This is a genomic window from Mesorhizobium sp. M0633, assembly GCF_040320645.1.
In the GTDB taxonomy this organism is placed as follows: domain Bacteria; phylum Pseudomonadota; class Alphaproteobacteria; order Rhizobiales; family Rhizobiaceae; genus Mesorhizobium.
Genome location: NZ_JAMYQC010000003.1, coordinates 95,691 through 120,253 on the forward strand (window position 1 = coordinate 95,691; position 24,563 = coordinate 120,253).

Below are 24,563 nucleotides of genomic sequence, written 5' to 3' on the forward strand. Positions count from 1 at the left end.
AAATTCTTTCCATCGCCCCAAGGAACCGCCATTAGCCTTCGTCCAACAGGCAAATGATGGCGATGATGCTGGACGAAAGCGAAGCCTCCGACGCCGAACTGATCGGACGGGCGAAGGGCGGAGACCGGGGTGCTTTCGGCAAGTTGCTCGAAAGGCACTATGGTTTCGTCTATCGCGCCGCCTATCGTTGGTGCGGGAAAAAGGCCGACGCCGAGGACATCGCCCAGGAAGTCTGCGTCCGGCTCGGGCGGGCGATCCGCGACTATCACGGCAGCGGTGCCTTCACGACGTGGCTCTACACCATGACGCTGAATGCGGCGCGCGACATGATGCGCAAGACCGCCCGCGAGACGGTCAAGACCGAGGCCTATGGCGCCTATGCGCTGATTTCGGGGGAAATCTCGGCTGAGCCGGAAGACCCGGCCGAGACGCTCTGGGCAGCGGTGCGCAAGCTGCCGGACAAGCAGCGCGATGCGGTGCTGCTGGTTTATGGCGAAGGGCTGAGCCACGCCGCCGCCGCCGAGGCGATGGCGATCTCGGAGACGACGGTTTCCTGGCACATCCATGAAGCGAAGAAACGGCTGAAGACGCTGATGCGTTCAGCCGGGGAAGTGTGACCATGGTCGACGACAACGAACTGAACAGACTGCGCGACATCGCAGCACCGGCGCCGGACGCGGACGCAAAGGCGCGTGCCCTCCAGGCCGCGCTGCGCGCCTATGACATGGAAGAAAAAACTTTGCCGGGCGCCCAAGGATCGGTGAGCGGGCTTCGTCTCACAGAGCGAGCACAAAGGCTCTGGAGCGAAATCATGCAAAAGAAACTCTTCGCCACGCCGGCCATTGCCGGGCTCGTTGCCCTGCCGATCGCCGGATACGCTACCATTTATATGCTGGGGGAATCCAAATTCGGCGGGCCCGAATTCGGCGGGGATAAGATCACCGAAACGCTGGCTGACAAACCGGCGACCGTCAAACCGCCGGTCGTTGCCGAAGCGGACAAGCAGAAGAAGGCGGACGCCGACAGTGAAAGCCGCGACACCGGCGAGGCGCTTGTGGCGCCGACATCGCCGCCGAAGGCGGAATCGACCGCGGTCGGCGGGCTGACGCAGCAGGATGTGCTCAGCCGCAATGCACCCGAACCGGCGCAGAGCGGCGAGTTCGCGTTGGATGGGGGTGCAAGCTCCGCGGCTCCGGCAGTCGATGGCGGCGCGCGGGTCGGACGCGTGCCTGGCACGGTTGCCGAGCCCAAGCTGATGGCACAGCAGCCCGCCGCTGCGCCGGCCGACCAGATGCTGCCGCAAGAGGAAAACCGCGACCGCGTCGAGAATTTCAAGACCAACCCGGTGCATGCCGCACTTGAAGACCCGGTCTCGACCTTCTCGATCGATGTCGACACCGCTTCCTATTCCTTCGTCCGGCGCTCGCTGAAGGAAGGCTTTATCCCGCAGGCCGACACGGTTCGCGTCGAGGAGATGATCAACTACTTCCCTTATGCCTGGAAGGGACCGGACTCCGCCTCGACGCCGTTCCACTCGACCGTCAGCGTCATGCCGACGCCGTGGAACGAGCACACCAGGCTGATGCATGTCGCAATCAAGGGTTTCGACGTGAAGCCGGCCGAGCAGCCCAGGGCCAATCTGGTCTTCCTGATCGATGTGTCGGGCTCGATGAACGAGCAGGACAAGCTGCCGCTCCTGCAGTCGGCCTTCCGGCTGCTTGTCAACAAGCTGAGACCTGACGACACCGTCTCGATCGTCACCTATGCGGGCGATGCCGGTACCGTGCTGGAGCCCACCAAGGCTTCGGAAAAGGACAAGATCCTCGCTGCCATCGACAATCTGACATCCGGCGGCTCGACGGCAGGCGAGGCCGGCATCAAGGAAGCCTACAGGCTGGCGCAGAAATCCTTCGTCAAGGACGGCATCAATCGGGTGATGCTCGCCACCGATGGCGACTTCAATGTCGGCCAGACCGACGACGACGACCTGAAGCGGCTGATCGAAAAGGAGCGCAAGACAGGCGTATTCCTGTCGGTGTTCGGCTTCGGCCGCGACAATCTGAACGACCAGATGATGCAGACCATCGCCCAGAACGGCAATGGCACTGCTGCCTACATCGATACGTTGGCGGAGGCCGAGAAGGTGCTGGTCGAGGATGCCTCCTCGACACTGTTCACCATCGCCAAGGACGTGAAGATCCAGGTCGAGTTCAACCCGAACAAGGTCTCGGAGTACCGGCTGATTGGCTACGAAACCCGCGCCTTGAACCGAGAGGATTTCAACAATGACCGGGTCGATGCCGGCGAGATCGGCTCAGGTCATTCAGTCACCGCGATCTACGAGATCACGCCTAAGGGCAGCGGCGGCGAACAGATCGACCAGCTGCGCTACGGCCAGGCCTCGGTGAACAATGGCGGTGTCGCCAATGCCGACGAATATGCTTTCGTCAAGATCCGTTACAAGCTGCCGAACGAGGACACCTCGAAGCTGATCACCACGCCGGTAACGTCAACCAACGAGGTGGCGTCGTTCGACCAGGCCAGCACCGACCAGCGTTTCTCCGTTGCCGTTGCTGCCTTCGGCCAGAAGCTGCGCGACGAGGATGCGACCGCGAAGTTCGGCTACGACAAGATCATGCAGATTGCCACCGCCGCCAGAGGAGCCGACCCGTTTGGATACCGGTCCGAGTTCCTCTCGCTTGTGCGCCTTGCCTCGGCGCTCGGCGGTAACCGGTAGTGGCAATGACGGCCGGTTTCTTCAGATGGGATCGTTCTGATAGGGGGAGCCGGCCTACGGGCGGGTGAGGCAGGCCGGCGAGGGAAACCTTGCCGGCCTTTTTTCGCGGCCGCACTGCTTCGCGCGGACCATGTCGCAGACGAAAGCGTCAGGCGCGTCCGCGGCGCCGCTCGCGGCGGGCTTCGCTGGTCTCGGCGACGTTGACCGTAGCCTGCTTGTTGCGCATCGGGCCGATGCGTTCGACGATCTGCTCGACGGTCGGGCGATCCGACTTGGTGTGCGCATCGAGCGCCTTGCGCATGGCGGCGAGGTGCTGGAACGAGGTGCCGCAGCAGCCGCCGACGATTTTGGCGCCGGCATCGACGGCGAGGCGCACATAGTCGGCCATCAGCTCGGGTGTGCCGGAATAGTAGATCTCGGCACCGCGAAATTCGGGAATGCCGCAATTGCCCTTGACGATCACCGTTGCTTCCGGCTTCGCCTCGGTCATGTCGAGCAGCGAAGCGAGAATGTCGGAGGCGCCGACACCGCAATTGGCGCCGACACCGAGCGGTGTCTGCGACAGGCCGTCGACGACGCCGTGGATGTCCTTCGGCAGCAGTCCCATCATGGTGCGGCCGGCGGTGTCGAAGGAGCCGGTATAGGTATAGGGCAGGCCGACGCGGATGGCGGCTTCGGCGGCGGCGCGGATTTCGTCAGGCGCCGACATGGTTTCGATCCAGGCGACTTCGGCGCCGCCGGCCTTCAGCCCCTCAATCTGCTCGGCAAAGGCTTCGACCGCCTCGTCATAGGTCATGGCGCCGAGCGGCACCAGCAGCTCGCCGGTCGGGCCAACGGAGCCGGCCACGATCACCTTGCGGCCAGCGTTGCCGGCGACGGCGCTTGCGATCTCGGCCGCGCGCTTGTTCAGCGCATAGACGCGGTCCTGCGCGTGGTGCAGCTTGAGCCGATGGCGGGTGCCGCCAAAAGAGTTGGTCAGGATGATGTCGGCGCCGGCATCGACAAAGTTCTGGTGCAGGCTGGTGATGGTGTCGGGCGCGGTCTCGTTCAAGAGCTCGGGAGCCTCTCCGGCCTCAAGGCCCATGGCGAACAGATTGGTGCCGGTGGCGCCATCGGCGAGCAGGACGCCCTTTTCGGCAAGCAGAGCGTCGATCGGATTGGTCATGTGAAAATACGCCTTCCCGGAAGAATAACTGAGATAAGGATATAAAGAATTCTTTATGTGCCGTCAATGTCGGCACGTAGAGCAACCGGTCAAAATTGCATCTCCGCCAGCTTTCGTGTGAAGCTGGCCGCTTCATGCGCGTTGACGTCCGCGGCACGGATCAGATTGTCGAAATGGCTGGTCAGGGTGCGGATCGGCTGCGTGGCGTTCAGCACCAGATACATGTCGCCGACGTAAATGGCGGCGCGATAGGGCCCGAAGATGGTGTAGGGGATCGAATAGCGCATCCGCCCGTCATAGAGAAACAGGCGGAAGGTGGGATAGAGGTCGTCGAGCAGCGTCGCCATATGGAGGAGCTGCTGGTGGCGGTCGGCCTCCGGAAAGCGGTCCCACACGCCCAGCCCACGCGCGAAGATCTCCAGCGTGTGGCGCGGCATACAGACTTCCATGTCGGTTTCGGGCCGTCGGTTGTAGTCGATGCGGTACTGCGTTTCGCCGGCCTGTGCCTCGCGGCTCTTGTTGGCGATGACGGCTTCGTAGTCGACAAGCGCCTCGGTGCGCAGAAGATCGGGAATGCCGGCCGGCACGTAGCGGATTTTCGTTCCCGCCGCCTCGGCATGCCAGCGAGCCAGCAGCGTGCGGTCGAAGCCGTCCGGCGCCTCCTCGATCTCAAGGCTCTCGCGGATTTCGCCGGTAACACCCTCGTCGTGGCTGAGGCCGAGCAACCAGTCGAGCGAGACTTTGAATTCGGCGGCGATGTTGAGCAGCGTTTCGGCGCGGGGAAGGCGGGTCGAGGCGCCGGAGAGCAGCTGCGACAGTGCCGAACGGTCGATGCCAACCGCGGCGGCGAAGGCCGACTGGTTCAAATCGGACCTTGTCAAGAGCATTTTCAGGCGCTCGCGAAAGATCGTCGACAGGTCGCGCTTGTCCAAATCTCTACTCTCCCTGACGTGAGCAAAATTTTGCGCCGAAGCGCTCTACATGGCGTTTCGAGCGCAAATGAATCTACGAGCTTGTTTACAATAGATAACATCTGCAGCTGAAAATGCGCAATCGCAACAGTTTGTGCGCTTTATCGCGTTGCAGCGATGCAACGCTCCTGACACAATGCTGTCAGGAATCAAACGGGTTCCGGCGACTGGAAGGCAGTGGTCGATAGCATGACGAGCATGGGCAACAGGCGACACGGCGCAGCGGGCATCGAATGGCCGACCGTATTTCTCGCACTTCTCTGCTACGGCGGCTGGCTCGCTACCGGCTTCCTGCTCTGGCCATCCTACCCGCTGCTGGCACTCGCCTTTCTGACCCTGATTGCGGCGCTGCAATCCTCGCTGATGCACGAGGTCCTGCACGGCCACCCAACCCGGAATGCGCGGCTCAACGAAGCCTTTGTGTTCCTGCCGATTGGCCTTGTCTGGCCGTTTCGCCGATTCAAGACCATTCATCTGCGCCACCATGCAGACGAGCGCCTGACCGATCCGCTCGACGATCCCGAAAGCTATTACAAGGCTCTCTGGCAGCACGAGGAGCTGCCGTCGGCGATGAAATTCCTGCTGAAGGTCAACAACACGATGATCGGGCGTTTGGTGCTAGGCCCGTGGCTTTCCTGCATCGGCTTTTTCATCGACGACGCCAGGCAGGTTGCCGCGGGCGACAATTCCATCCGCAAGGCATGGCTGCTGCATGCGATCGGCCTCGTCGTGGTGCTGCCCATCGTGCAGTTCGGCTTCGGCATGCCGTTGTGGCTTTACGTTCTGGTGCCGGTATGGCTGGGACAATCGCTGATTTCGATCCGCACCTACGCCGAGCACCAATGGTCTGAACATCCGGAAGGCCGCACGATCATCGTCGAGCGCTCGCCGCTGTCCTTCCTGTTCCTCAACAACAATCTGCATTTCGTCCATCACAAGAGCCCGACGGTGGCCTGGTACAGGCTGCCGAAGGTGTTTCGCGACCGCCGTGACGAATGGCTGCGGATGAACAATGGCTACGCCTATCCGAACTATTTCGCGCTGCTCAAGGCCTATGCCTTCAAGGCGAAGGAGCCGGTCGTCCATCCCGTGCTGCGGCGCATGCCGGAACCAGGACGCGCATTCAAGCCGCGCGTCAGGGCACGCAGCCTCAATGGGCTTGGCAGCGCACCGGTACCCGCCGAGCCGCCGAAAGAATGATTCTTGCGTTGTTGCAGGCGGTGCCGCGCGGACGACGCTTTCCTGACCTTGTCAATTTCCCCGCATAACGGTCAAATCCCGGCATGAGCGAATTCATTGCGGCTTTGCCGATGTACGACTGGCCGGAAGCGCGGGACGATGTCGACGCGCAATGGGCGCGGCTGCGCGATGCTTTCAGACAAAAAGGCATCGATGCGCCGGAGACGATCATCCGCCGCACCGGCGATTTGCCCCCCGTGCCTGGCGGTATTCGCGATGATCAGGGAAAACCCATCGCGCCCGATCCGGCGACATTGCCGCCGGACGAACTGGATTTTCACCAGCTCTGGCTGCATCCGGCGCTGCTCTTTGCGCAAACCTGCTGGGGACCGATGGAACTCGGCCTGTCGCAGCGTGTCCAGCTCGTCGGCCAGCCGCGTTACGACGCCTTCGAGGGTGGACAGGGCGAACTCTATTCGAGCGCCATCGTCATGAGGGCGGGCGAGGCACCGCCGGCAAGGGCGCCGGCCGACGGCGGTGCCGTCATTCCGCTCGATCAGCTTCGCAGCAAGCGCTTCACCTTCAACAGCCTCGATTCCATGTCGGGCATCATCGCGCCAGCCCGCGACCTGCAAGCATTGGGCGAGAGTTTGGATATCTTTTCCGCGCTGAGCGAAAGCTGTGGGCACCGTGCTTCGATCGTTGCCGTTGCCGAGGGCAGGGCGGACGTCGCGGCGATCGATTGCGAGAGCTGGGCGCTGGCGCAGCGTTTCGAGCCGGCGGCGCAGAAGGTGACGGTCGTCGGCTGGACAAGGCGGCGCAAAGGCTTGCCGTTCATCACCGCCAGGACGACGCCGGAAACGATCGTCGCCGCGATGCGCGAGGCGATCGCAGCGCTCACGTAAAGCGCGTCGCGTTCGGTCGGCCTCATGCGACGCGCTTTAAATTCTTGTTTTATGCATGTCGTTATCGCAAAGCCGCTGCACACTTTGCGCGACATGCATTAGCGTCGCTCAGCCGCCAAGTAGCCGATTGTCGAGCGGGTAGGTCGAAAGCTTCTCGTTGCCGGTTTCAGTGATCAGGATCTGTTCTTCGATCTTGACGCCTTCGTAGCCGCCAAGCCGACCGATATAGCTCTCGACGCACAGCACCATGCCAGGTTCGAGCACTCCGTCCGGTGTGTCGTCGGTCCAGTCGCTAGCATGCGGCAAAGTCGGGTATTCGTCGGCAAGGCCGACGCCGTGATAGAGCACCCCGTAACGGGCCGGGAAGCAGTCTCCCGGTGGCACTGACGAGCCCTCGACGAGGTCGCGGAACGATATGCCCGGCCGCATCAGCTCCGTGTTGTGGGCGATCTGGTCGGCGGCGATGCGGAACAGGTCGCGCTGCTCCTGCGACCGCGGCGCGTCACCGCAAAGCCAGGTGCGCGAAAGGTCGGCGCAGAAGCCGTAAGGACCGATCAGGTCGGTGTCGAAAGCGACGAGCTCGCCGGCCTCGATCGCCCGCGACGAACACTCCTGGAACCATGGATTGGTGCGCGGACCCGACGACAGGAGCCGGGTTTCGATCCATTCGCCGCCGCGCGCGATGTTGCCGCGATGGAGTTCGGCCCACAATTCGTTCTCGGAGATGCCAGGCCTCAGCGCCTTCTCCATCTCGCCCATTGCCGCCTCGCAAGCGGCGATCGCCCGGCGCATGGCAAGGATCTCGTCGGGTGATTTTATCAGCCGCGCATTTTCCATCACCGCCTCGCCATTGCCGGTCGAGATGCCGAGGCGGGCGAGCTCTTCGATGCCCTCGGGATTGATATGGTCGACGGCGATACGGCGATTGTCGCCACCATGTTCCAATACCAGCTCGGCGATGCCGGCTGCCCAGCGGCGGACTTTTTGACCGGTCAGCTCGCCGCTGTACAGATAAGCCCACGACACCGCCGGCCGCACCTCGTCGACGACGCCGGAATGATCGGAAAGGTGCTCGCAGGAGAAATAGTCGAACAGCACCACCGGGCCATCGGTGGCAACGAAACAATGCCTGGTCCGATTGTGTGAGACCCAGAGCTGCATGTTGGTCGCATCCGTTGCGTAGCGGATGTTGACCGGATCGTAGAGCAGGGCTCCCGCATAGTCGCGGCGCTTCAGCTCGGCGCGGATGCGCTCGAGCCGGTATCGGCGCATGGCGGGCAGGTCAGGAGCAGCAATGCCCGCCGCCTGCCATTCGGCTTCCGCCAGCGCTCCATAGCCCAGCGCATGCTGGTTGAGTTCAGCGGCCTTCAGCCGCGATTTTTTGTGCAGCACATCATTCGAGCCGTCGGGCTCGAACGGCATGATCTTGCGGTGATGACGGGGCCGGTCAGTCGGGTTCCTGTCCACCCTCGGCTCCTCCGCTAACGCCTTCCTTGGGCGCCGTGGCTTCTCCCACCGCCATTCTCTTCAATCTTACATAGGCGCCGGCCCGGGCGGACTTGCCGGTGCCGCGCAACAGCGGAACCATCATTTGCCGTGGTTGGCCGTCCGGCTCATAGCCGGCCGCTTTGAGCTGCTCCAAAATGACCGGACGCGGATCGTCTCGGTCAAGCCAGACGAGTACGGCTGGCTCCTGCATCAGCGTTTCGAAATTAGGCACTTCCTGGTCAAGTGCGACCAGTTTTTCGTCGACCAACCGCAGGTTTCCGACCCATGCACCATCAGATATTGCGGTTTTGACCGGTCCGTCCGCAGTCAGCTGGCGATAGAGGGCGGGGTAATCCACGCGGATCATCCGCGAGAGGCCACTGGTCCCGTTTATCTGGACGTACCAGGTGGCGGGCGCGAGCAGCACGGCGATGATCGCTCCAGCCGCGATCACCAGAAGCTGCGCATTCCTGCCCCGCGGCGCCAGCCGTTCCATTGTAGCGACGATGGCCAGCGGCAAGATGAACAGGACGGGCAGCAGCCAGCGGTCCTTGACCACCGTCACGCCGGTGGCAAGTACAAGTATTGCCAGCATGGCCAAGCCGAGCGCCAAAGTACGCCACAACAGAATTTCCCTTGCCGGACCTTTCGGGTGCCGCTCGGAGAAACGGAACTTCGCCAGCCAGAAAGTGAGGGCGGAAACGAGAACGGGCAAGACCGCGAAATTGAAGGTGCCCATGATAAACTTGCCGGCGCCGACAAAGGCCGCCGCCACGCGCCCTTGTTGCGCGTCTATTCCGAACTTCTCGCCTCTCGACAATAAATCGGCGGGATGCATGAGGCTCCAATAGGTGGTTGGCGCCAGCACCAATATCGCGACTGCTATGCTGATGGCGAACTTCGGATCGAGGATCGCGCCGCGCCATTCGCGCAGCGACAGCACGGCCGCAACAAGGGCCACCACGAGGAAGACATCATTATATTTGGCAAGAATTGCCGCCGCCGTGGCCAGGCCAAACGCCGCATAGGCGATCATGCTTCGCCGCTCGAGAAGATAGGCCATGGCCAGCAGGAGCAGCGAGCAGAAGCCGACGACGGCGACGGAATGCGACAAGGCGCGCTGCGATTCCCAGACGATCTGCGGGATCGTAAACAGGCCGAACATGGCCGCCGCCGCTGTCGCTTTGGTGTAGCCGAACCGCCGCATGGCGGCGAACACGCTGCAGGCGGCAAGGAACAGCACGGAGTATTTGACGAGCTTCAGCGTGAAGATACTGGTGCCGAAAACATGCGCGGCCAGCCAGTTGATCCAGGTGTAGAGAGGTGGTTGCGAGCCGCCATATCCAGCCCAGAGATACGGAACATAGATCAGTTGCTCCGCATCATCGATGCCGACGCCGGTTCCCGCCCAAGAGCTCAACAGGGACAGTATGATGGTCTGCAAGGCAAAATAAGCCGCGACCATGACGATCGCTGCCGGGAAGGGGCCGATCCGTCCCTCGGTCAGCCACTCGGCCCATCTCAGATTGTACTTCAATGAAATCTCATCGTTGCCAGCAGAGTGTTGCCGGCTGCGCTAGCATGAAGAGTATGCTCCGCACAATGCGACCGGCTGGCTGCGCCTACGTCCTCATCTTTTCGCCGCTCGGGTCGAAGGGCGGTTCGACATTGATGCGTGCGGGACGCCGGTGCCCGAGGATTTCGATCTCGAACAGGCCGGCGCTCTCGTTCTCGGCAAGCGCTACCGGTACATAGCCTTGCGCCATCGACTTCTCGACATAATGCGCATAGCCGCCGGAGGTGACCCAGCCGACCACGCGCCAGTCGCCGTCGACAATGCCGCGCACGGCAGACGCGCCTTCGGCGGCGTTCGAGCCGCGCACTTCCTTGCCGCCCGCGTCGAAGCGCGGCGCGCCATAGCCATGCGGCTTTTCCACGGTGCCGTAATCCTTGCCGCCGACCTTGGCCCAGATCGGCTCGTCGCCCATGACGTCTGCATCCGCGGCATCGACGATGAAGGAGACACGGCGCAGTTTCGGCCCTTCTGCCTGTTCCTTGGCCGCTGCTTCCCGGCCGATGAAGTCGTTCTTCTCTAGCTTGATGAAGCGGTCCATCGAGCCTTCGAACGGTCCGTAGATCGGACGTAACTCGCGGAACCAGGTCGGGAAGTTCTTCTCAAGGCGCATCGAGAGCAAAGCCCGCATGCCGAAATCGACAAGGCCAAACTCTTCGCCAGCCTCCTTGATCGCCTTGTAGACCAGGCGCTGGTAGGCAGGCGCCATCCAGATCTCATAGCCGAGGTCGCCGGTGTAGGTGATCCGGTTGACCATGCAGGGCGCTCCGCCGACCGCCATCTCGCGGAAATCCATGAAGCGGAAGGCCTTGGTCGAGATGTCGACATCGACCAGTTTCTGCAGCAGGTCGCGGGATTTCGGCCCGGCGATCGACAACCCGACCAGCGTCTGGTCGAAGCGGTGGATGCGCACCTCTGACGCCCTTGGACCGTCCTTCGGCAGATGCTTCTCGAACCAGCGCATGTGGTATTTTTGCGCTGCCGAAGAACCCCATATCATGAAGCGGTCTTCCCCACCCCTTGGGCCCGCCTTGGCAATGGTGAAGTCCCCGATCAGCCGGCCGAACTCGTTCAGCATGGGCGTCAGCACGATGCGGCCGGTCTTCGGCATGCGATTGGTCATCAGGCGGTTGAGGAAGTCCTCGGCCCCTGGCCCGGAGACTTCGTATTTGGCGAAGTTGGCGATCTCGGTGACGCCGACCCTCTCGCGAGTGGCGCGCACTTCCTCGCCGATCGGGCGGAAATCATTGGAGCGGTGGAAGGACACGACGTCCTTCGGCTCCGAGCCTTTCGGCGCGAACCAGAGTGGGGTTTCGAGACCCCAGCTGTCGCCCATGACGGCGTTGTTGGCGAGCATGGTGTCGTAAAGCGGGGTCGTCTGCGCTGGTCTTGCCGCCGGTAATTCCTCGTTGGGAAAGCGGATGGAGAAGCGGCGCGAATAATTTTCGCGGACCTTTGCGTTGGTATACCGCAGCGTTGCCCATTCGCCGAAGCGTGCAACGTCCATGCCCCAGACGTCGAAGCCGGGGTCGCCATGGACCATCCAGTTCGACAGCGCCAGGCCGACGCCGCCGCCCTGGCTGAAGCCGGCCATGACGGCGCAGGCGCACCAGAAATTGGTCAGGCCCTGCACCGGGCCGACCAGCGGGTTGCCGTCCAGCGCGAAGGTGAAGGGGCCGTTGATGATCTGCTTGATGCCGGCCTTTTCGATGCCGGGGAAATGCTTGAAGCCGATCTCGAGCGACGGCGCGATGCGGTCGATGTCGGGCTGCAGCAGCTCGTGGCCGAAATCCCACGGCGTGTTGACCGGCGACCACGGCTTGCAGGCTTTTTCATAGGTGCCGAGCAGGATGCCGTTGCGTTCCTGGCGGGTATAGATCTCGCCCTTGAAATCGAGCACGCCAATCATCTCGCGGCCGGTCGACTTGTTGAATTCCTCGACCTCCGGCATCGGCTCGGTTAGCAGATACATGTGCTCCATGGCCAGCACCGGCAGTTCGACGCCGACCATGCGACCGATCTCGCGCGCCCACAGGCCGCCGCAGTTGACCACATGCTCGGCTTTGACTGTGCCTTGCTCAGTGACGACGTTCCAGGTGCCGTCGACCTCCTGCGTCAGTTCCACGACGCGGTTGCGCAGTACGATCTCGGCGCCTAGCTTCCTGGCGGCCTTGGCATACGCATGGGTGGTGCCGGAAGGGTCGAGATGGCCCTCGACTGGATCCCACATGGCGCCGACGAAATTCGTCTCGTCCATCAGCGGGAACATCGCCTTGGCTTCGGACGGCGTGATCAGTTCGGTGTCCATGCCGAGATAGCGGCCCTTGGCGTGGGCGAGCCGCAAGAAGTCCATGCGCTCGGGCGTGTCGGCCATCATCACGCCGCCGGTCAGGTGCAGCGAGCAGGATTGGCCGGAAATCTCCTCGATCTCTTTGTAAAGCTGCACCGTATAGGCCTGCAGCTTGGCGACGTTGGGATCGCCGTTCAGCGTATGGAAGCCGCCCGCCGCATGCCAGGACGAGCCGGAAGTGAGCTCCGAACGCTCGATCAGCATGATGTCGGTCCAGCCGGCCTTGGCCAGATGATAGAGCACCGAGCAGCCAACGACCCCGCCGCCGATGACAACCGCTTTTGCATGAGATTTCATGAAGATAGATCCGTTTTTGAAGAGATTGAATCGAGTGAGCGGGGCGCGAAAACAAAGCGGAGATCGGATACAGCGATGTTTCCGGCCAGCCTGCCATCAAGACGGAGTGGGGGTCGACTACTCATCAGATGATCAGAAATCGGTCGGCGCGCCGCCTTCGGCCCGGCGCTTGTCGACGAAAGCGTTGAGCTCCTCCCGGATTGCCGGATCCATGTAAGGCTCTTCATAGGACGCCAGCCGTTCCTTCCAGACGCGATTGGCCTTTTCGAGTGCCGTCGGCGACCCGGCCTCCGCCCAAGTCTCGAAATTGCGCCAGTCCGAGATAATAGGCGCATAGAACGCGGTCTTGTAGCGGTCCTGCGTGTGCTGGGTGCCGAAGAAATGGCCGCCGGGGCCGACGGACTGTATGGCGTCGAAACCGAGTGCTTCCTCGGAAAGATCGAGCGGCGTCAGGAACTCGGCGACCATCTGCAACAGGTCTATATCGAGGATGGTCTTCTCGTAGGAGCAGCGCAGGCCGCCTTCGAGCCAGCCGGCGGCATGCATCATCAGATTGCCGCCGCCCTGGATGGCGCCCCAAAGCGAGAACACGCTTTCATAGGCGGCTTGCGCGTCGACCGTGTTGGCGGCGCAGGTGTTGGAGGTGCGGTAGGGGATGTTGTAGCGGCGGGCGAGTTGGCCGCCGACCAGCTGGGCCTTCATGTATTCCGGCGTGCCGAAGGCCGGCGCGCCGGACTTCATGTCGACATTCGAGGTGAAGCCGCCATAGCCGACAGGCGCGCCCTTGCGCACCATCTGCGCGAAGGCGATGCCGGACAGCGCCTCGGCATTCTGCTGCACCAGCGCGCCGGCAATCGTCACCGGCGCCATGGCGCCGGACAGGGTGAACGGCGTCACGATGACCACCTGGCCCTTGCTCGACATCTGGATGATGCCTTCCATCATCGGCACGTCGAGCTTGAGCGGCGAATTGGTGTTGATGATGGTGAATACCGACGGCTCTGAAAGCAACTGCTCATGGCTGATGCCACGCGCGATCCTGGTGATCTCGATGCCGTCGACGTTGCGCTCCTTGCCGAGCGAATAGATGTGGAACATCTTGTCGGTCAGCGTGGCGAGGTCACGGATGCATTCGAGGTGGCGGACGGACGGATGGATGTCGATCGGCTCGACCGGATAACCGCCCGTGCAGTTCAATATGTTGTGCATCTGCGCAAGCTTGAGGAAGTTGCGGTAGTCCTGCTGGTTGCCCGGCCGGCGGCCGCGGTCGACGTCGGAGCAATTGGGCGCCGACGCCATCATCGAGATGATCAGATTATCGCCGCCGAAGCGCACGTTGTGCGCCGGGTTGCGGGCGTGGATGGTGAATTCCGGCGGGCAGTGCGCAACCAGTTCCAGGATCATGTCACTGTCGAAGCGCACCCGCTCGCTGCCTTCGCGGACATCGGCGCCATGCGCCTTCATAATGCGCCGGGCTTCGTCATGCAGCACGTCGACGCCGATTTCCCGCAGCACGCGCAGAGAGGCGAGGTGGATAGATTCCAGCTCGTCGTCGGAAACCAGCCGGGTCGGCGCCAGCGGGTTCTTCAACTGCCGAAACGGCGGCTGCTCGAACGCCGCCGATCCGCCGGCACGCTTTCCCGCGCGGCCGCCGCGACGGGCGCGGTCGTTTGCCAATGCGGGTTCGGCGGGCTGAAGGGCGGCGGTCATGATAGTCCTCGTACGCTGCGGCAATGCGGCGGCATAATGGACTGCCGGCCGACCAGCCATTGCGGAGGCGGCGACCACTAGGACGAGGGAAGCGACATGCCTGAAGGGCAGCCGGAGGGATCGTCAGGCTCTTATCTCTTCCGGCTGGCGCAAGCGGTTTTCGTTGCCGGTGCTTACCGCGATGAAAGCGAAACGCTAGTCCTGCATCATGGACCGGGCGGAACAGGACAGCGGCGAGACAGTGCAATGGGCGGCGATCACCGGCGTGATCGCCACCGTCTCGGTGTTCGCCATCGCGCAAGGGCTGAGCTATCCGCTGTTGAGCTTCATCCTGCAGCGCCAGGGCGTCTCGCCGGCCATGATCGGCCTATCGGCGGCAATGACGCCGATCGGCTTCATCGTCTCGTCGCCGCTGGTTCCGGCGCTGGCGCGGCGTTTCGGGGCAGGGCGCACCGCGCTTACTTGCGCGGCACTTTCCGCGCTGGTGCTGGCGCTGATCGGCTGGACGCAAAGTGTCTATCTGTGGTTTCCGCTGCGCTTTTTGATCGGCGCCGTCACCAACCCGCTCTACGTGCTGAGCGAAGTCTGGGTGATCGCACTGGCGCCGCCGGCACGCCGCGGCCGCGTCATGGGCATCTATTCGACGATCATTTCGGCGGGCTTTGCGGCGGGGCCGCTGTGCCTGCTTGCGGTCGGCACCGAGGGATGGCCGCCGTTTCTGGTCGGCATCGCCGCATTCCTGTTTTGCGGCGCCTGCCTCGCCTCGGTGCTGGCACGGCTGCCCAAGGTCGACGAGAGCGGGCACCGCGTTTCGGTGCTGGGGTTCGTGCCGCAGGCGTGGCTGCTGTTATCGGCGGTGATCGTGGCCGCCGGTTTCGAACAGGCGGTGCTCGCCTTGCTGCCGGTCTATGGAACGCATTACGGCATCGCCGAAGCGCGCATGTCGGCGCTGCTGTCGGTGATGATCGCCGGCAACATCGCTATGCAGGTGCCGCTCGGCCTGCTGGCGGAACGACTGACGGCGCGGCTGGTGCGGTTCATCTGTGTTTCGATGACGGTGCTGGGATGCGTTCTGTTGCCGGTTCTCATCGAGACGCCGCTGATCTGGCCGTGCGTCTTCATCTGGGGCGCGGTTTCCTACGGCATTTACACGATGTCGATCATTGAACTCGGCGAGCGGTTCACCGGCTCGGCACTGGTCGCCGGCAACGCCGCCTTCTCGCTGATGTGGGGCGTCGGCGGCATCGCCGTGCCGCCGCTGGCGGGCAGCGCCATGGATGTTGTTGGCGCCGGCGGCCTGCCAATGACGCTCGGTGCCATTTGCCTGGCGCTGGCAGTTGTAACGGTCATTCGAAGACGGATGGTGTGAATGCCAGAAAGCCGCCGTTTCTGACGAATGGCTTGAATGTAAGCGGCCCCATGTCGATCTTGGCTATGTCGCCACCCGACTCAACCGGAGACCTCATGACCAAATCGAATACCAAGGGCCAGCCGGGTTCGGCGGCCGAAGACCCGTTTCTCTGGCTTGAGGACAGGAGGGGCAAGCAGGCGCTCGACTGGGTGCATCACCAAAATGCAGTTACGGTCGGGGAGCTGCAGGGTGATCCGTCCTATCAGACGTCGTTCGAGACGGCGCTCGACCTGATGACAGCCGAGGATAACATCGCCGTCGGGGCCGCTATCAACGGCTATGTCTATAATTTCTGGCAGGACCGGACGAACGTACTCGGCCTCTGGCGGCGCACCACCGTCGCCTCCTACAAGACCGACAAGCCGGAATGGCAGACGATCATCGACTTCGACAGTCTGGCGGCGAAAGAGGGGGTGAAATGGGTGTTCAGCGGCGCCAGCCGGCTCTACCCCGACTTCAGCCGCTGCCTGCTCAACCTGTCGCCGGATGGCGGCGATGCCAGCGAGATGCGCGAATTCGATATCGAAAGCAGATCGTTCGTCGATGGCGGCTTTCGCGCTCCTGCCTCGAAATCGAGCTTTAGCTGGCTGGACGAGGACACGGTTATCGTTTCCGCCGCCTTCGAGGAGGACGACAAGACCCAGTCCGGTTATCCGCGCGTGGTCAAGCTTTGGCGGCGCGGCACGCCACTGGAAGCGGCGATGCCGATCTTCGAGGCGCTGAAGCAGGATCTTGCCGCCGGCGGGTCCGTCGAATTCGACGGCGACAAGCGTCATGTCTTCCTCGCCCGGACCATCGACTTCTTCGCCTCGCACAGCTTCCTGCGGCTGCCTTCCGGCGGAAACAGGCGCATCCCGTTGCCGGACGACGTCACCGATACGGCGCTGTTCAAAGGCCAGCTCGTCTTTGGCGTGCGTACCCCGTGGACTGCGCCGGACGGCACGCTGTGTAAGCCCGACGGACTCTATTCACTCGATTTCGAGCGCTGGATCGAAACCGGGCTATTCGGATCCCTCGATACCGTGCTCGAGCCGGCGCACCGCGTCTCGATCGCCGGCATTGCCCGCACGCAGGACCGGCTGTTCATCAATTTGATGGACAATGTGCGCGGCAAGGTCGTCGCCGGCAAGCGCAGCGACAGCGGCTGGGAGTTCAAGCCCGTGGCGTTGCCCGAAAACGGCAATGTCGGCATCAGCCATGCCGAGCATTTCGGTTCCAGCGTCTCCTTCTCCTTCACCGATTTCCTGACGCCGAGCTCGATCATCTGGTCGGACGACAACGCCGCGGGGCTGGCAACGGTGAAGTCGCAGCCGGCGCGTTTCGACGCGTCGTCCCTGCTCTCCGAACAGTTCGAGGCGCGCTCGAAGGATGGCACGATGATCCCGTACTTCGTCGTCAGGAGGCGCGACTTGCATGGACCCGTGCCGACATTGCTTTACGGCTATGGCGGCTTCGAAGTGCCGCTGCTGCCCGGCTATGCCGGCGTACGCGGCAGGCTGTGGCTGGAGAAGGGCAATGCCTATGTGCAGGCCAACATCCGCGGCGGCGGCGAGTTCGGCCCGAACTGGCACCAGGCGGCGCTCAAGGCCAATCGCCAGAATGCCTTCGACGATTTCGCTGCCGTCGCGCAAGATCTGGTCAAACGCGGCATCGCTACGCCCGCCACACTGGGCATCCAGGGCGGATCGAATGGTGGCTTGCTGACCGGCGTCTCGCTGACCCAGCACCCGGAATTGTTCGGTGCAGTGATCATCGACGTGCCGCTGCTCGATATGCTGCGCTACACCGAGCTGCCGCCCGGCGCGTCATGGATGGCCGAGTATGGCGATCCGGCGAAGCCGGAAGAGGCAGCCTGGCTCGCCGCCTATTCGCCCTATCAGCATGTAGACACGGATGCAGCCTATCCGCCGGTGTTGCTGACGACCTCGACCGCCGACGATCGCGTCCATCCCGGGCATGCCCGCAAGATGGCGGCACGGCTGCAGGCGGCCGGCCACGGCAAGACGCTGTTCTTCGAGGAGACCGAGGGCGGCCATGGCGGACGCGGCGACCGGCGGCCGCAGGCCGCACAGGCGGCGATGAAGTACGTCTTCCTGCAGCGGGCCCTGACTGGCACCAATTGACCGGCGTCGCTTGACCGGCACGGCTTGAACTGAGGGCTCGAGGCAGCCTAAGGTGCATGCATGGCTCGGCTGGCGAAATCGGGTTGCGCATTTGGGGTGGCGGTGACGCCGTCGTCGCGCACGCTACGCGCCGAGCTGTTGCGGCTCTGCGCTCGCATCGGCTATTCGCCGCCCGCTGTCCTCTGACGAATCCGCCCCGGCGCGAAAGCTGCCGGATTGGTTCAAGAGGAAAGACCAGACATGACCTACCAGAATTATTCGCTGAAGCAGCTTCAGCAGATCGATGCCGCGCATCACCTTCATCCGTTCACCGACCACAAAGAGATGCGCGAGACCGGCTCGCGCATCATCACCCACGCCAACGGGCCGTTCATCTATGATGCCGAAGGGACGGAAATCCTCGACGGCATGGCTGGGCTGTGGTGCGTCAATGTCGGCTATGGCCGCGACGAGCTGGCCGACGCCGCCTACGCCCAGATGAAGGAATTGCCCTACTACAACTCTTTCTTCAAATGCTCGACGCCGACGCCGGTTCTGCTGTCGAAAAAGCTGGCGGAGATCGCGCCAAGGCACATCAACCAGGTGTTCTACGGCTCGTCCGGTTCGGAGGCCAACGACACGGCGCTGCGCCTGGTCCGTCACTATTGGGTGCTGGAAGGCAGGCCCGAGAAGAACCGCATCATCTCACGCAAGATGGGCTACCACGGCTCGACCATCGCCGGCGCCTCGCTCGGCGGCATGGATTTGATGCACAAGCAGCTCGGCGGCGCCGTGCCCAACATCGTCCATGTGATGATGCCCTATGCCTATGAGCTCGCACTGCCCGGCGAAAGCGACCATGATTTCGGCCTGCGCGCGGCAAAAGCGGTCGAGGACGCGATCCTCGAAGCCGGCGCCGACAAGGTGGCCGCCTTCATCGGCGAGCCGGTGATGGGGGCAGGCGGGGTGAAGATCCCGCCGATGAGCTATTGGCCGGAGGTGCAGCGCATCTGCCGCAAATACGATGTCCTGCTGATGCTGGACGAGGTCATCACCGGATATGGCCGCACAGGCGAGTGGTTCGCCGCACAAGCCTTCGATGTCGAGCCCGACACCATCACCACGGCCAAGGCGCTGACCTCTGGCTATCAGCCGCTGTCGGCGCTGCTGGTCGGCGACCGCATCGCGGCGACGCTGGTCGAAAAGGGCGGCGAATTCTATCACGGCTACACCTATGCCGGGCATCCGGTGGCCTGCGCGGTGGCGCTGAAGAACCTCGAGATCATCGAGCGCGAAGGCCTGGTCGAGCGCGTGAGGAACGACACCGGGCCTTACTTCGCCAGGGCCCTGCAGGAACGTCTCGGTGGGCACGATCTGGTCGGCGAGGTGCGCTCGTTCGGGCTGATGGGGGCGATCGAGATCGTCAAGGACAAGGTGACCAAGGAGCGCTTCCTGCCGGCCGGCAGCGCGGCGGTGATGGTTCGCGACCACGCGATTGTCCAGGGCATGATGCTGCGCGCTACCGGCGACACGATGATCCTGTCGCCGCCGCTGATCTGGACGCGCGAGACGATCGACATGGCCTGCGACCGCATCGCCACGGCGCTCGACCTGGCGCAAGCAGATTTGCGCAAGCGGTAAGATGGAACGTTTGCCGGGCGCCCGGGAATCGGGCGCCCGGAGATTGAATGCCGCTTCATGCGAAGAGTTCGCCAGACGAGGATCTTTAAATATCTGTCTCGGGAAGGTCTCACGCGCGAACAATCGGAAGCCCTGGAAAAGGCCGCGTTCTTGATCATTAGCGCGCGGAAAGAAGCCGCGGCGCTACTGGCGCGGGCGGGAGTAACTTTACCTGATGATGGGTTTGGGTTCGGGAACCCTTGCAACGCGCACATAGAGGCGCACGGCAACTGCCCGTGCAACGATTACACGGGCGATGGTGGGCCATGTTTGACGCAGACTACCCTCGATACGGCCTTCCCCCCGTCCCGGAGTTGCGGCCATCCACCATCAAAACATCTCTCCACGTAAGGCGTATTGGAGACAGTTGATGCGCACCATTTCTTTGATCCTAGCCTTGGTTATGCAATCGGTCATCACTGTATGTCTTGCGCAGGACGCCAAAACACCTTTCAAAAGGCCGGTTCCAGAAGAGCACAAGGGCTTCGTGTCAGAAATTGAGAGTGTTTTCAGGAAATATCCAAAGGCGATCGCTCGCTACAAACTCGTGGATATCGGCCTCGTAAATATTGGCGAGATGCCGCGCGTGGAGTGCACAGTGGAATGTGAGTTTGATTCTACTTGGGGCGGATGGTGTAAGACCGTTGTGATACGGAACGAGAAGAATAGCACCCTGCCGGTTTCCATTGCCCGGTTGCTAGTCGACAGACACGCGCTTTATGATGGCTGCTGAAGCGCCGATCGGGCCCGTTGCCCGAGATCGTTGTGCGGGAGGGAAACTATGGCCAAACAGGAGCAGTGGCAGCTGGAAGGCAGCGCCGCGGACCTCTACGAGCGCTACCTAGTCCCGGCAATCACAGCCCTGTGGGCTGCGGACCTGATGGATCGTGCTGCGCCTCAATCTGGTGAGCGGATTCTGGACGTAGCTTGCGGCACCGGCGTGGTGGCACGCTCGGCTGCCGAGCGTATGGGAAGTGGGCAGGTCGTCGGCCTCGACATCAATACGGGCATGCTCGCCGTTGCTCGGTCGCTCCCGAGAGGCGCTGGAGCGCGTATCGACTGGCACGAGGGAAGCGCGCTCGAAATGCCGTTCCCTGACTCCGCCTTCGATCTGGTTCTTTGCCAGCTCGGACTGCAGTTTTTTCCGGATCGATCTAGTGCGCTCCGTGAGATGTTCCGGGTTCTGGTGCCTGACGGCCGACTGGCTTTAAACGTTTTCAGCGCTATTGAGCACACTCCTGCGGCGAAGGCGCTGGCGGATGCCTTGGATCGACACCTCGGTCCAGGCGCTTCGGCAACGAAAAGGTCTGAGCATTCACTCGCTGATGCGGACGAGCTTTACCGATTGGTGGCCGAGGCGGGATTTCGTCAGGTGACCATCCACACGACGACACAGAACATCCGATTTCCCTCGTCGAGGGAATATGTGCGACTACAATTGGCGGCGACTCCGCAGGCCGGGCTGGTCAGCGGAATGGATGCCGGACATCGGGAAGCAGTCATCGCAGCGATCACCGGTGATCTAAATTTTTCGCTGGCAATCTATTCAACTGAAGGGGAGCTGATGTTCCCCCAAGAGGCCCACGTCGTGCTCGCACGCAAGTAGCGTAGCTGACCGATGAGCCATGGCACCGACGCGCTGGGGGGTTGGGGCGCGACCACCTGTGGGTCGACGTAGCTCAGGACAGCAGCCACGACGCCGACGATCATCTGGAGACGCGCCAGGGCGATCGCCTCATTGTCCTTGAAGAATGCGAAACGCAAAAACCGCGCTCCATCGGAACGCGGCTTTGCCAGATACGCATGGCGCTTCGCCAACAATACACTTGCGAAACTAACGGCGAAACTTACGGGCTCCGGTACGCGAGACCTGATCCGGAGCGCCGGGCGGATGTCCGCCTCGCAATCCGTTCTAAACGCATATCGTTACTGCAGGGTTAGCAAGAGCTTAAGCAAACCTAAATTTGCCGACTTTCCGCTTTGGGCAGATCGAAAACCTGTGAACTTGGAAGGTTACGCCGGGTTACCACGGAGCAAATTAATGATGCCGGAAAAATCCGCGCCGGCATTCCCTTGTGCGTTGAACAGCGCATAGAGCTGGGCTGCCTCGGCGCCGAGCGGCGTTGCTGCACCGACGCTCTGTGCGGCCTCCTGCGACAGTTTCAGGTCCTTCAGCATCAGTGCCGCCGCGAACCCAGGCTTATAGCCATTGTTGGCGGGCGATGTCGGCACCGGGCCGGGCACCGGGCAATAGGTGGTCAGCGACCAGCACTGGCCGGACGAGGTCGAGGCGACGTCGAACAGCGCCTGGTGCGACAGGCCGAGCTTTTCCGCCAGCACGAAGGCCTCGGCAACGCCGATCATCGAAATGCCCAAAATCATATTGTTGCAGATCTTCGCCGCCTGTCCGGCGCCGTCGTCGCCGCAATGAACGATGCGGCCGGCCATCGGCTTGAGGATTGGTTCGGCCTTGGCGAAGGCATCCTTCGAACCGCCGGCCATGAAGGTCAGCGTGCCGGCCGCCGCACCGCCCGTGCCGCCGGAGACCGGCGCGTCGATCGACAGCAACCCGTGCTTGGCGGCGATGGCATGGGCCTTTCGAGCCGACTCGACATCGATGGTCGAGGAATCGATGAACAGCGCGCCTTTTTTTGCCTTGGACGCTATGTCTGCGTAAACCGACAGAACATGCTTGCCGGCCGGCAACATGGTGATGACCGCATCGGCGTCTTTCACCGCCGCAACGGCGTTGGCCATGACGACGACGCCGTGTTCCCTGGCGATGACGAGGTTCTCCGGCACCAGGTCGAAGCCGTGCACGGCATATCCGGCCTTGACCAGGTTGGAGGCCATCGGATTGCCCATATTGCCGAGGCCGATGAAGGCGATGGTGGTCATAATGGCGCTCCGTGAGTGGAATAGTGAATAGTGAATAGTGAATAGTGAATAGTCAGTAGTCAGTAGTAAGTAGTCAGTATGGATCATGTATTACCTCATGGTCTATATGATAGCCTCACCATTCACCATTCACCATTCACTATTCACTATTCACTAAATTCTCTATCGTCCGATCAGCGCGCGAGCGATGATGACGCGCATGATCTCGTTGGTGCCTTCGAGGATCTGGTGGACACGCAGGTCCCGCACCAGCTTCTCGATGCCGTAGTCGTGCAGGTAACCATAGCCGCCATGCAGCTGCAGGGCGTCGTTGGCGACGTTGAAGCCGGTGTCGGTGACGAAGCGCTTGGCCATCGCCGACCATTTCGAGGCATCCGGCGCGTTGCGGTCGAGCTTCGAGGCGGCGGTGTAGAGGAAGACGCGCGCTGCCTGCAGTTCGGTCTCCATGTCGGCGAGCTTGAACTGCAGCGCCTGGAACTGGTTGATCTTCGAGCCGAAAGCCTTGCGTTCGGCGGTGTAGGCGAGTGCCTTGTCGAGCGCCGATTGCGCGCCGCCGAGCGAGCAGGCAGCGATGTTCAACCGGCCGCCGTCCAACCCGGCCATGGCGATGCCGAAACCGGCGCCCTCGACCGACAGCAGGTTTTCCGCCGGCACCTTGCAGTCCTCGAAGACGACCTGGCGGGTCGACTGCATGTGCCAGCCCATCTTGCGCTCGTTGGCGCCGAAGGAAAGGCCGGGCGCATCGTTCGGCACGACGAAGGTGGAAATGCCTTTCGGCCCGTCGGCGCCGGTGCGCGCCATGACGACATAGAGGTCGCTGTCGCCGGCACCGGAGATAAACTGCTTGGCGCCGTTCAGCACATAATCGCCGCCGCTTTTGACCGCACGCGTCTTCAGCGCCGCGGCATCGGATCCCGAACCCGGCTCGGTCAGGCAGTAGCTGGCCAGCCATTCCATCGAGGTCAGCTTCGGCAGGAAGCGCCGACGTTGCTCGTCGCTGCCGAAGCGGTCGATCATCGATGCCGCCATATTGTGGATCGAGATGAAGGCGGAAAACGCCGGATCGGCCCGCGAAAGCGCTTCGAAGATCAGCACGGCGTCGAGCCGGCCGAGCCCCGAGCCGCCGACATCCTCGCGGACATAGATGCCGCCAAGGCCGAGCGGACCTGTCTCGCGGATCACATCGGCGGGGAAATACTTGTTGCGATCCCAGTCGAGTGCGTTCGGCGCCACACGGTCGGCGGCGAAGGCTTGCGCCATCTCCTGGATGGCGCGCTGGTCTTCGTTGAGTTCGAACTGGCTGGTGCCCGCATCGACAGCGGCGTCCATGGCGTGCTCCCTGATGTTTCCGGCCTGCTGGCCTGTCGTTTTTGGCTTTGCGCGCAGTCCAATCTAGACCAATGATGCCGCCGCGCAACCCGATCGTCTCCATCCAACCATCTGGGCAGCGGCTGTGTGCGAATGCGCTTTGGAGCAAAGTGTGACGACAAATTTCGACGAACTGCTTGGACGCTTCCATGCCTATCTCCAGACGTTCGATGATGCGCTGGTGCGCGACGCCGTGGCCCGAATCGGCTGGGACATGCCAAGCCGGCCGCTCGAACCGCATGCACTGCCTTGTCTCCTTCAGCTCGACCGTATCGTCGAACTCGCTCCCGCTGCGGCCAAGCCGCTGGCGCGGCTGGTTGCGGAGCGTCGCGGCGATCTGCGCTGGGGGCAAACCTATGGCGAGGCGGATTTCGGCAAGGTTTTCATCGACAATTACGGCTGGCTGGAGGTGTTCGGTACACGCGGGCATTTCGTCAATGACGAGGTTGCGGCCGGCCTGCTGATCCTTGGACCCGACATCGTCTACCCCGATCATCACCATGTCGCGGAGGAGATCTACATCCCGCTGACCGGCGGCACCGAATGGCGCATGGGCGACGGCGGTTTTCGCCTTCGAGCGGCGGGCGAGGTGATCCACCATGCCTCTGACGTCAACCACGCCATGCGCACTGGCAAGGAGCCGCTGCTGGCGCTCTATCTCTGGCGCGGCGGCCCGCTGGCAGCCAAGTCGACGATCACCGCAACCGTTGCGCAGGGCAGGGGCTGATA

The 24,563-nt window shown here is 62.6% G+C and carries 19 protein-coding genes; 11 read left to right on the top strand and 8 right to left on the bottom strand.

Annotated elements, in window-relative coordinates; genetic code table 11:
* The first annotated feature begins 56 nt into the window (after window positions 1–56).
* On the top strand, window positions 57–617 hold the full coding sequence (locus tag NKI47_RS04040) for an RNA polymerase sigma factor (protein ID WP_023676502.1): 561 nt from the start codon (window positions 57–59) through the stop codon (window positions 615–617).
* A gap of 2 nt (window positions 618–619) precedes the next feature.
* Complete coding sequence (locus NKI47_RS04045) at window positions 620–2,737, top strand: vWA domain-containing protein (RefSeq protein WP_023676501.1); 2,118 nt, start codon at window positions 620–622, stop codon at window positions 2,735–2,737.
* A gap of 148 nt (window positions 2,738–2,885) precedes the next feature.
* On the opposite strand, the gene bmt is transcribed toward NKI47_RS04045, so the two are convergent.
* Window positions 2,886–3,902 carry a betaine--homocysteine S-methyltransferase gene (bmt, locus tag NKI47_RS04050; protein ID WP_352454606.1) on the bottom strand — a complete coding sequence of 339 codons (1,017 nt, stop codon included), beginning with the start codon at window positions 3,900–3,902 and terminating at the stop codon, window positions 2,886–2,888.
* Between the two features lie 89 nt (window positions 3,903–3,991).
* Window positions 3,992–4,834 (bottom strand): helix-turn-helix domain-containing protein, encoded by an 843-nt coding sequence (locus tag NKI47_RS04055; RefSeq protein ID WP_023676499.1) that lies wholly within the window; start codon window positions 4,832–4,834, stop codon window positions 3,992–3,994.
* Between the two features lie 228 nt (window positions 4,835–5,062).
* On the opposite strand from NKI47_RS04055, the gene NKI47_RS04060 reads away from it, so the two are divergent.
* Complete coding sequence (locus NKI47_RS04060) at window positions 5,063–6,073, top strand: fatty acid desaturase (RefSeq protein WP_031211723.1); 1,011 nt, start codon at window positions 5,063–5,065, stop codon at window positions 6,071–6,073.
* 83 nt (window positions 6,074–6,156) lie between these two features.
* Window positions 6,157–6,957 (top strand): phosphate/phosphite/phosphonate ABC transporter substrate-binding protein, encoded by an 801-nt coding sequence (locus tag NKI47_RS04065; RefSeq protein WP_023676497.1) that lies wholly within the window; start codon window positions 6,157–6,159, stop codon window positions 6,955–6,957.
* Between the two features lie 108 nt (window positions 6,958–7,065).
* On the opposite strand, the gene NKI47_RS04070 is transcribed toward NKI47_RS04065, so the two are convergent.
* The 4 genes from NKI47_RS04070 to NKI47_RS04085 all read right to left on the bottom strand — a co-directional run bounded on the left by NKI47_RS04070 (window position 7,066) and on the right by NKI47_RS04085 (window position 14,375).
* A complete protein-coding gene (locus tag NKI47_RS04070) occupies window positions 7,066–8,379 on the bottom strand; it encodes a M24 family metallopeptidase (protein ID WP_352588009.1) in 1,314 nt (437 codons plus the stop codon).
* Between the two features lie 25 nt (window positions 8,380–8,404).
* Window positions 8,405–9,982 (bottom strand): ArnT family glycosyltransferase, encoded by a 1,578-nt coding sequence (locus NKI47_RS04075; protein ID WP_352587669.1) that lies wholly within the window; start codon window positions 9,980–9,982, stop codon window positions 8,405–8,407.
* An 85-nt stretch (window positions 9,983–10,067) separates the two neighbouring features.
* The gene (locus NKI47_RS04080; protein WP_352587672.1) at window positions 10,068–12,665 is read right to left on the bottom strand and encodes a GcvT family protein; all 2,598 of its coding nucleotides are present in this window, start codon (window positions 12,663–12,665) and stop codon (window positions 10,068–10,070) included.
* A gap of 132 nt (window positions 12,666–12,797) precedes the next feature.
* Window positions 12,798–14,375 carry a trimethylamine methyltransferase family protein gene (locus NKI47_RS04085; protein ID WP_352587675.1) on the bottom strand — a complete coding sequence of 526 codons (1,578 nt, stop codon included), beginning with the start codon at window positions 14,373–14,375 and terminating at the stop codon, window positions 12,798–12,800.
* Between the two features lie 208 nt (window positions 14,376–14,583).
* Between NKI47_RS04085 and NKI47_RS04090 the strand changes: the two genes are divergently transcribed.
* The 6 genes from NKI47_RS04090 (at window position 14,584) to NKI47_RS04115 (ending at window position 21,174) form a co-directional block, all read left to right on the top strand.
* Complete coding sequence (locus NKI47_RS04090; protein ID WP_352587678.1) at window positions 14,584–15,744, top strand: MFS transporter; 1,161 nt, start codon at window positions 14,584–14,586, stop codon at window positions 15,742–15,744.
* A 95-nt stretch (window positions 15,745–15,839) separates the two neighbouring features.
* Window positions 15,840–17,909 carry a prolyl oligopeptidase family serine peptidase gene (locus NKI47_RS04095; protein ID WP_352587681.1) on the top strand — a complete coding sequence of 690 codons (2,070 nt, stop codon included), beginning with the start codon at window positions 15,840–15,842 and terminating at the stop codon, window positions 17,907–17,909.
* A gap of 240 nt (window positions 17,910–18,149) precedes the next feature.
* Window positions 18,150–19,529, top strand: a complete 1,380-nt coding sequence (locus NKI47_RS04100; protein ID WP_023676490.1) for an aspartate aminotransferase family protein — start codon at window positions 18,150–18,152, stop codon at window positions 19,527–19,529.
* 57 nt (window positions 19,530–19,586) lie between these two features.
* The gene (locus tag NKI47_RS04105; protein WP_352587685.1) at window positions 19,587–19,919 is read left to right on the top strand and encodes a DUF6422 family protein; all 333 of its coding nucleotides are present in this window, start codon (window positions 19,587–19,589) and stop codon (window positions 19,917–19,919) included.
* Between the two features lie 19 nt (window positions 19,920–19,938).
* On the top strand, window positions 19,939–20,301 hold the full coding sequence (locus NKI47_RS04110) for a hypothetical protein (protein WP_023676489.1): 363 nt from the start codon (window positions 19,939–19,941) through the stop codon (window positions 20,299–20,301).
* A 48-nt stretch (window positions 20,302–20,349) separates the two neighbouring features.
* Window positions 20,350–21,174 (top strand): class I SAM-dependent methyltransferase, encoded by an 825-nt coding sequence (locus NKI47_RS04115; RefSeq protein WP_352587688.1) that lies wholly within the window; start codon window positions 20,350–20,352, stop codon window positions 21,172–21,174.
* A gap of 407 nt (window positions 21,175–21,581) precedes the next feature.
* Here NKI47_RS04115 and mmsB read toward each other — a convergent pair whose 3' ends face one another.
* Window positions 21,582–22,466 carry a 3-hydroxyisobutyrate dehydrogenase gene (gene mmsB / locus NKI47_RS04120; protein WP_352587691.1) on the bottom strand — a complete coding sequence of 295 codons (885 nt, stop codon included), beginning with the start codon at window positions 22,464–22,466 and terminating at the stop codon, window positions 21,582–21,584.
* A 162-nt stretch (window positions 22,467–22,628) separates the two neighbouring features.
* A complete protein-coding gene (locus NKI47_RS04125; protein ID WP_352587693.1) occupies window positions 22,629–23,795 on the bottom strand; it encodes an isobutyryl-CoA dehydrogenase in 1,167 nt (388 codons plus the stop codon).
* A gap of 151 nt (window positions 23,796–23,946) precedes the next feature.
* On the opposite strand from NKI47_RS04125, the gene NKI47_RS04130 reads away from it, so the two are divergent.
* Window positions 23,947–24,561 (top strand): dimethylsulfonioproprionate lyase family protein, encoded by a 615-nt coding sequence (locus NKI47_RS04130; RefSeq protein ID WP_352587696.1) that lies wholly within the window; start codon window positions 23,947–23,949, stop codon window positions 24,559–24,561.
* The last annotated feature ends 2 nt before the right edge of the window (window positions 24,562–24,563 follow it).

Coding starts and splice junctions, on each gene's coding strand:
- NKI47_RS04100 (WP_023676490.1), top strand. CDS start 18,150: ATGACCTACCAGAATTATTCGCTGAAGCAGCTTCAGCAGATCGATGCC.
- NKI47_RS04115 (WP_352587688.1), top strand. CDS start 20,350: ATGGCCAAACAGGAGCAGTGGCAGCTGGAAGGCAGCGCCGCGGACCTC.
- bmt (WP_352454606.1), bottom strand. CDS start 3,902: ATGACCAATCCGATCGACGCTCTGCTTGCCGAAAAGGGCGTCCTGCTC.
- NKI47_RS04070 (WP_352588009.1), bottom strand. CDS start 8,379: ATGCCGTTCGAGCCCGACGGCTCGAATGATGTGCTGCACAAAAAATCG.
- NKI47_RS04125 (WP_352587693.1), bottom strand. CDS start 23,795: ATGGACGCCGCTGTCGATGCGGGCACCAGCCAGTTCGAACTCAACGAA.
- NKI47_RS04060 (WP_031211723.1), top strand. CDS start 5,063: ATGACGAGCATGGGCAACAGGCGACACGGCGCAGCGGGCATCGAATGG.
- NKI47_RS04065 (WP_023676497.1), top strand. CDS start 6,157: ATGAGCGAATTCATTGCGGCTTTGCCGATGTACGACTGGCCGGAAGCG.
- NKI47_RS04040 (WP_023676502.1), top strand. CDS start 57: ATGGCGATGATGCTGGACGAAAGCGAAGCCTCCGACGCCGAACTGATC.
- NKI47_RS04085 (WP_352587675.1), bottom strand. CDS start 14,375: ATGACCGCCGCCCTTCAGCCCGCCGAACCCGCATTGGCAAACGACCGC.
- NKI47_RS04110 (WP_023676489.1), top strand. CDS start 19,939: ATGCGCACCATTTCTTTGATCCTAGCCTTGGTTATGCAATCGGTCATC.
- NKI47_RS04090 (WP_352587678.1), top strand. CDS start 14,584: ATGGACCGGGCGGAACAGGACAGCGGCGAGACAGTGCAATGGGCGGCG.
- NKI47_RS04095 (WP_352587681.1), top strand. CDS start 15,840: ATGACCAAATCGAATACCAAGGGCCAGCCGGGTTCGGCGGCCGAAGAC.
- NKI47_RS04105 (WP_352587685.1), top strand. CDS start 19,587: ATGCGAAGAGTTCGCCAGACGAGGATCTTTAAATATCTGTCTCGGGAA.
- NKI47_RS04045 (WP_023676501.1), top strand. CDS start 620: ATGGTCGACGACAACGAACTGAACAGACTGCGCGACATCGCAGCACCG.
- mmsB (WP_352587691.1), bottom strand. CDS start 22,466: ATGACCACCATCGCCTTCATCGGCCTCGGCAATATGGGCAATCCGATG.
- NKI47_RS04080 (WP_352587672.1), bottom strand. CDS start 12,665: ATGAAATCTCATGCAAAAGCGGTTGTCATCGGCGGCGGGGTCGTTGGC.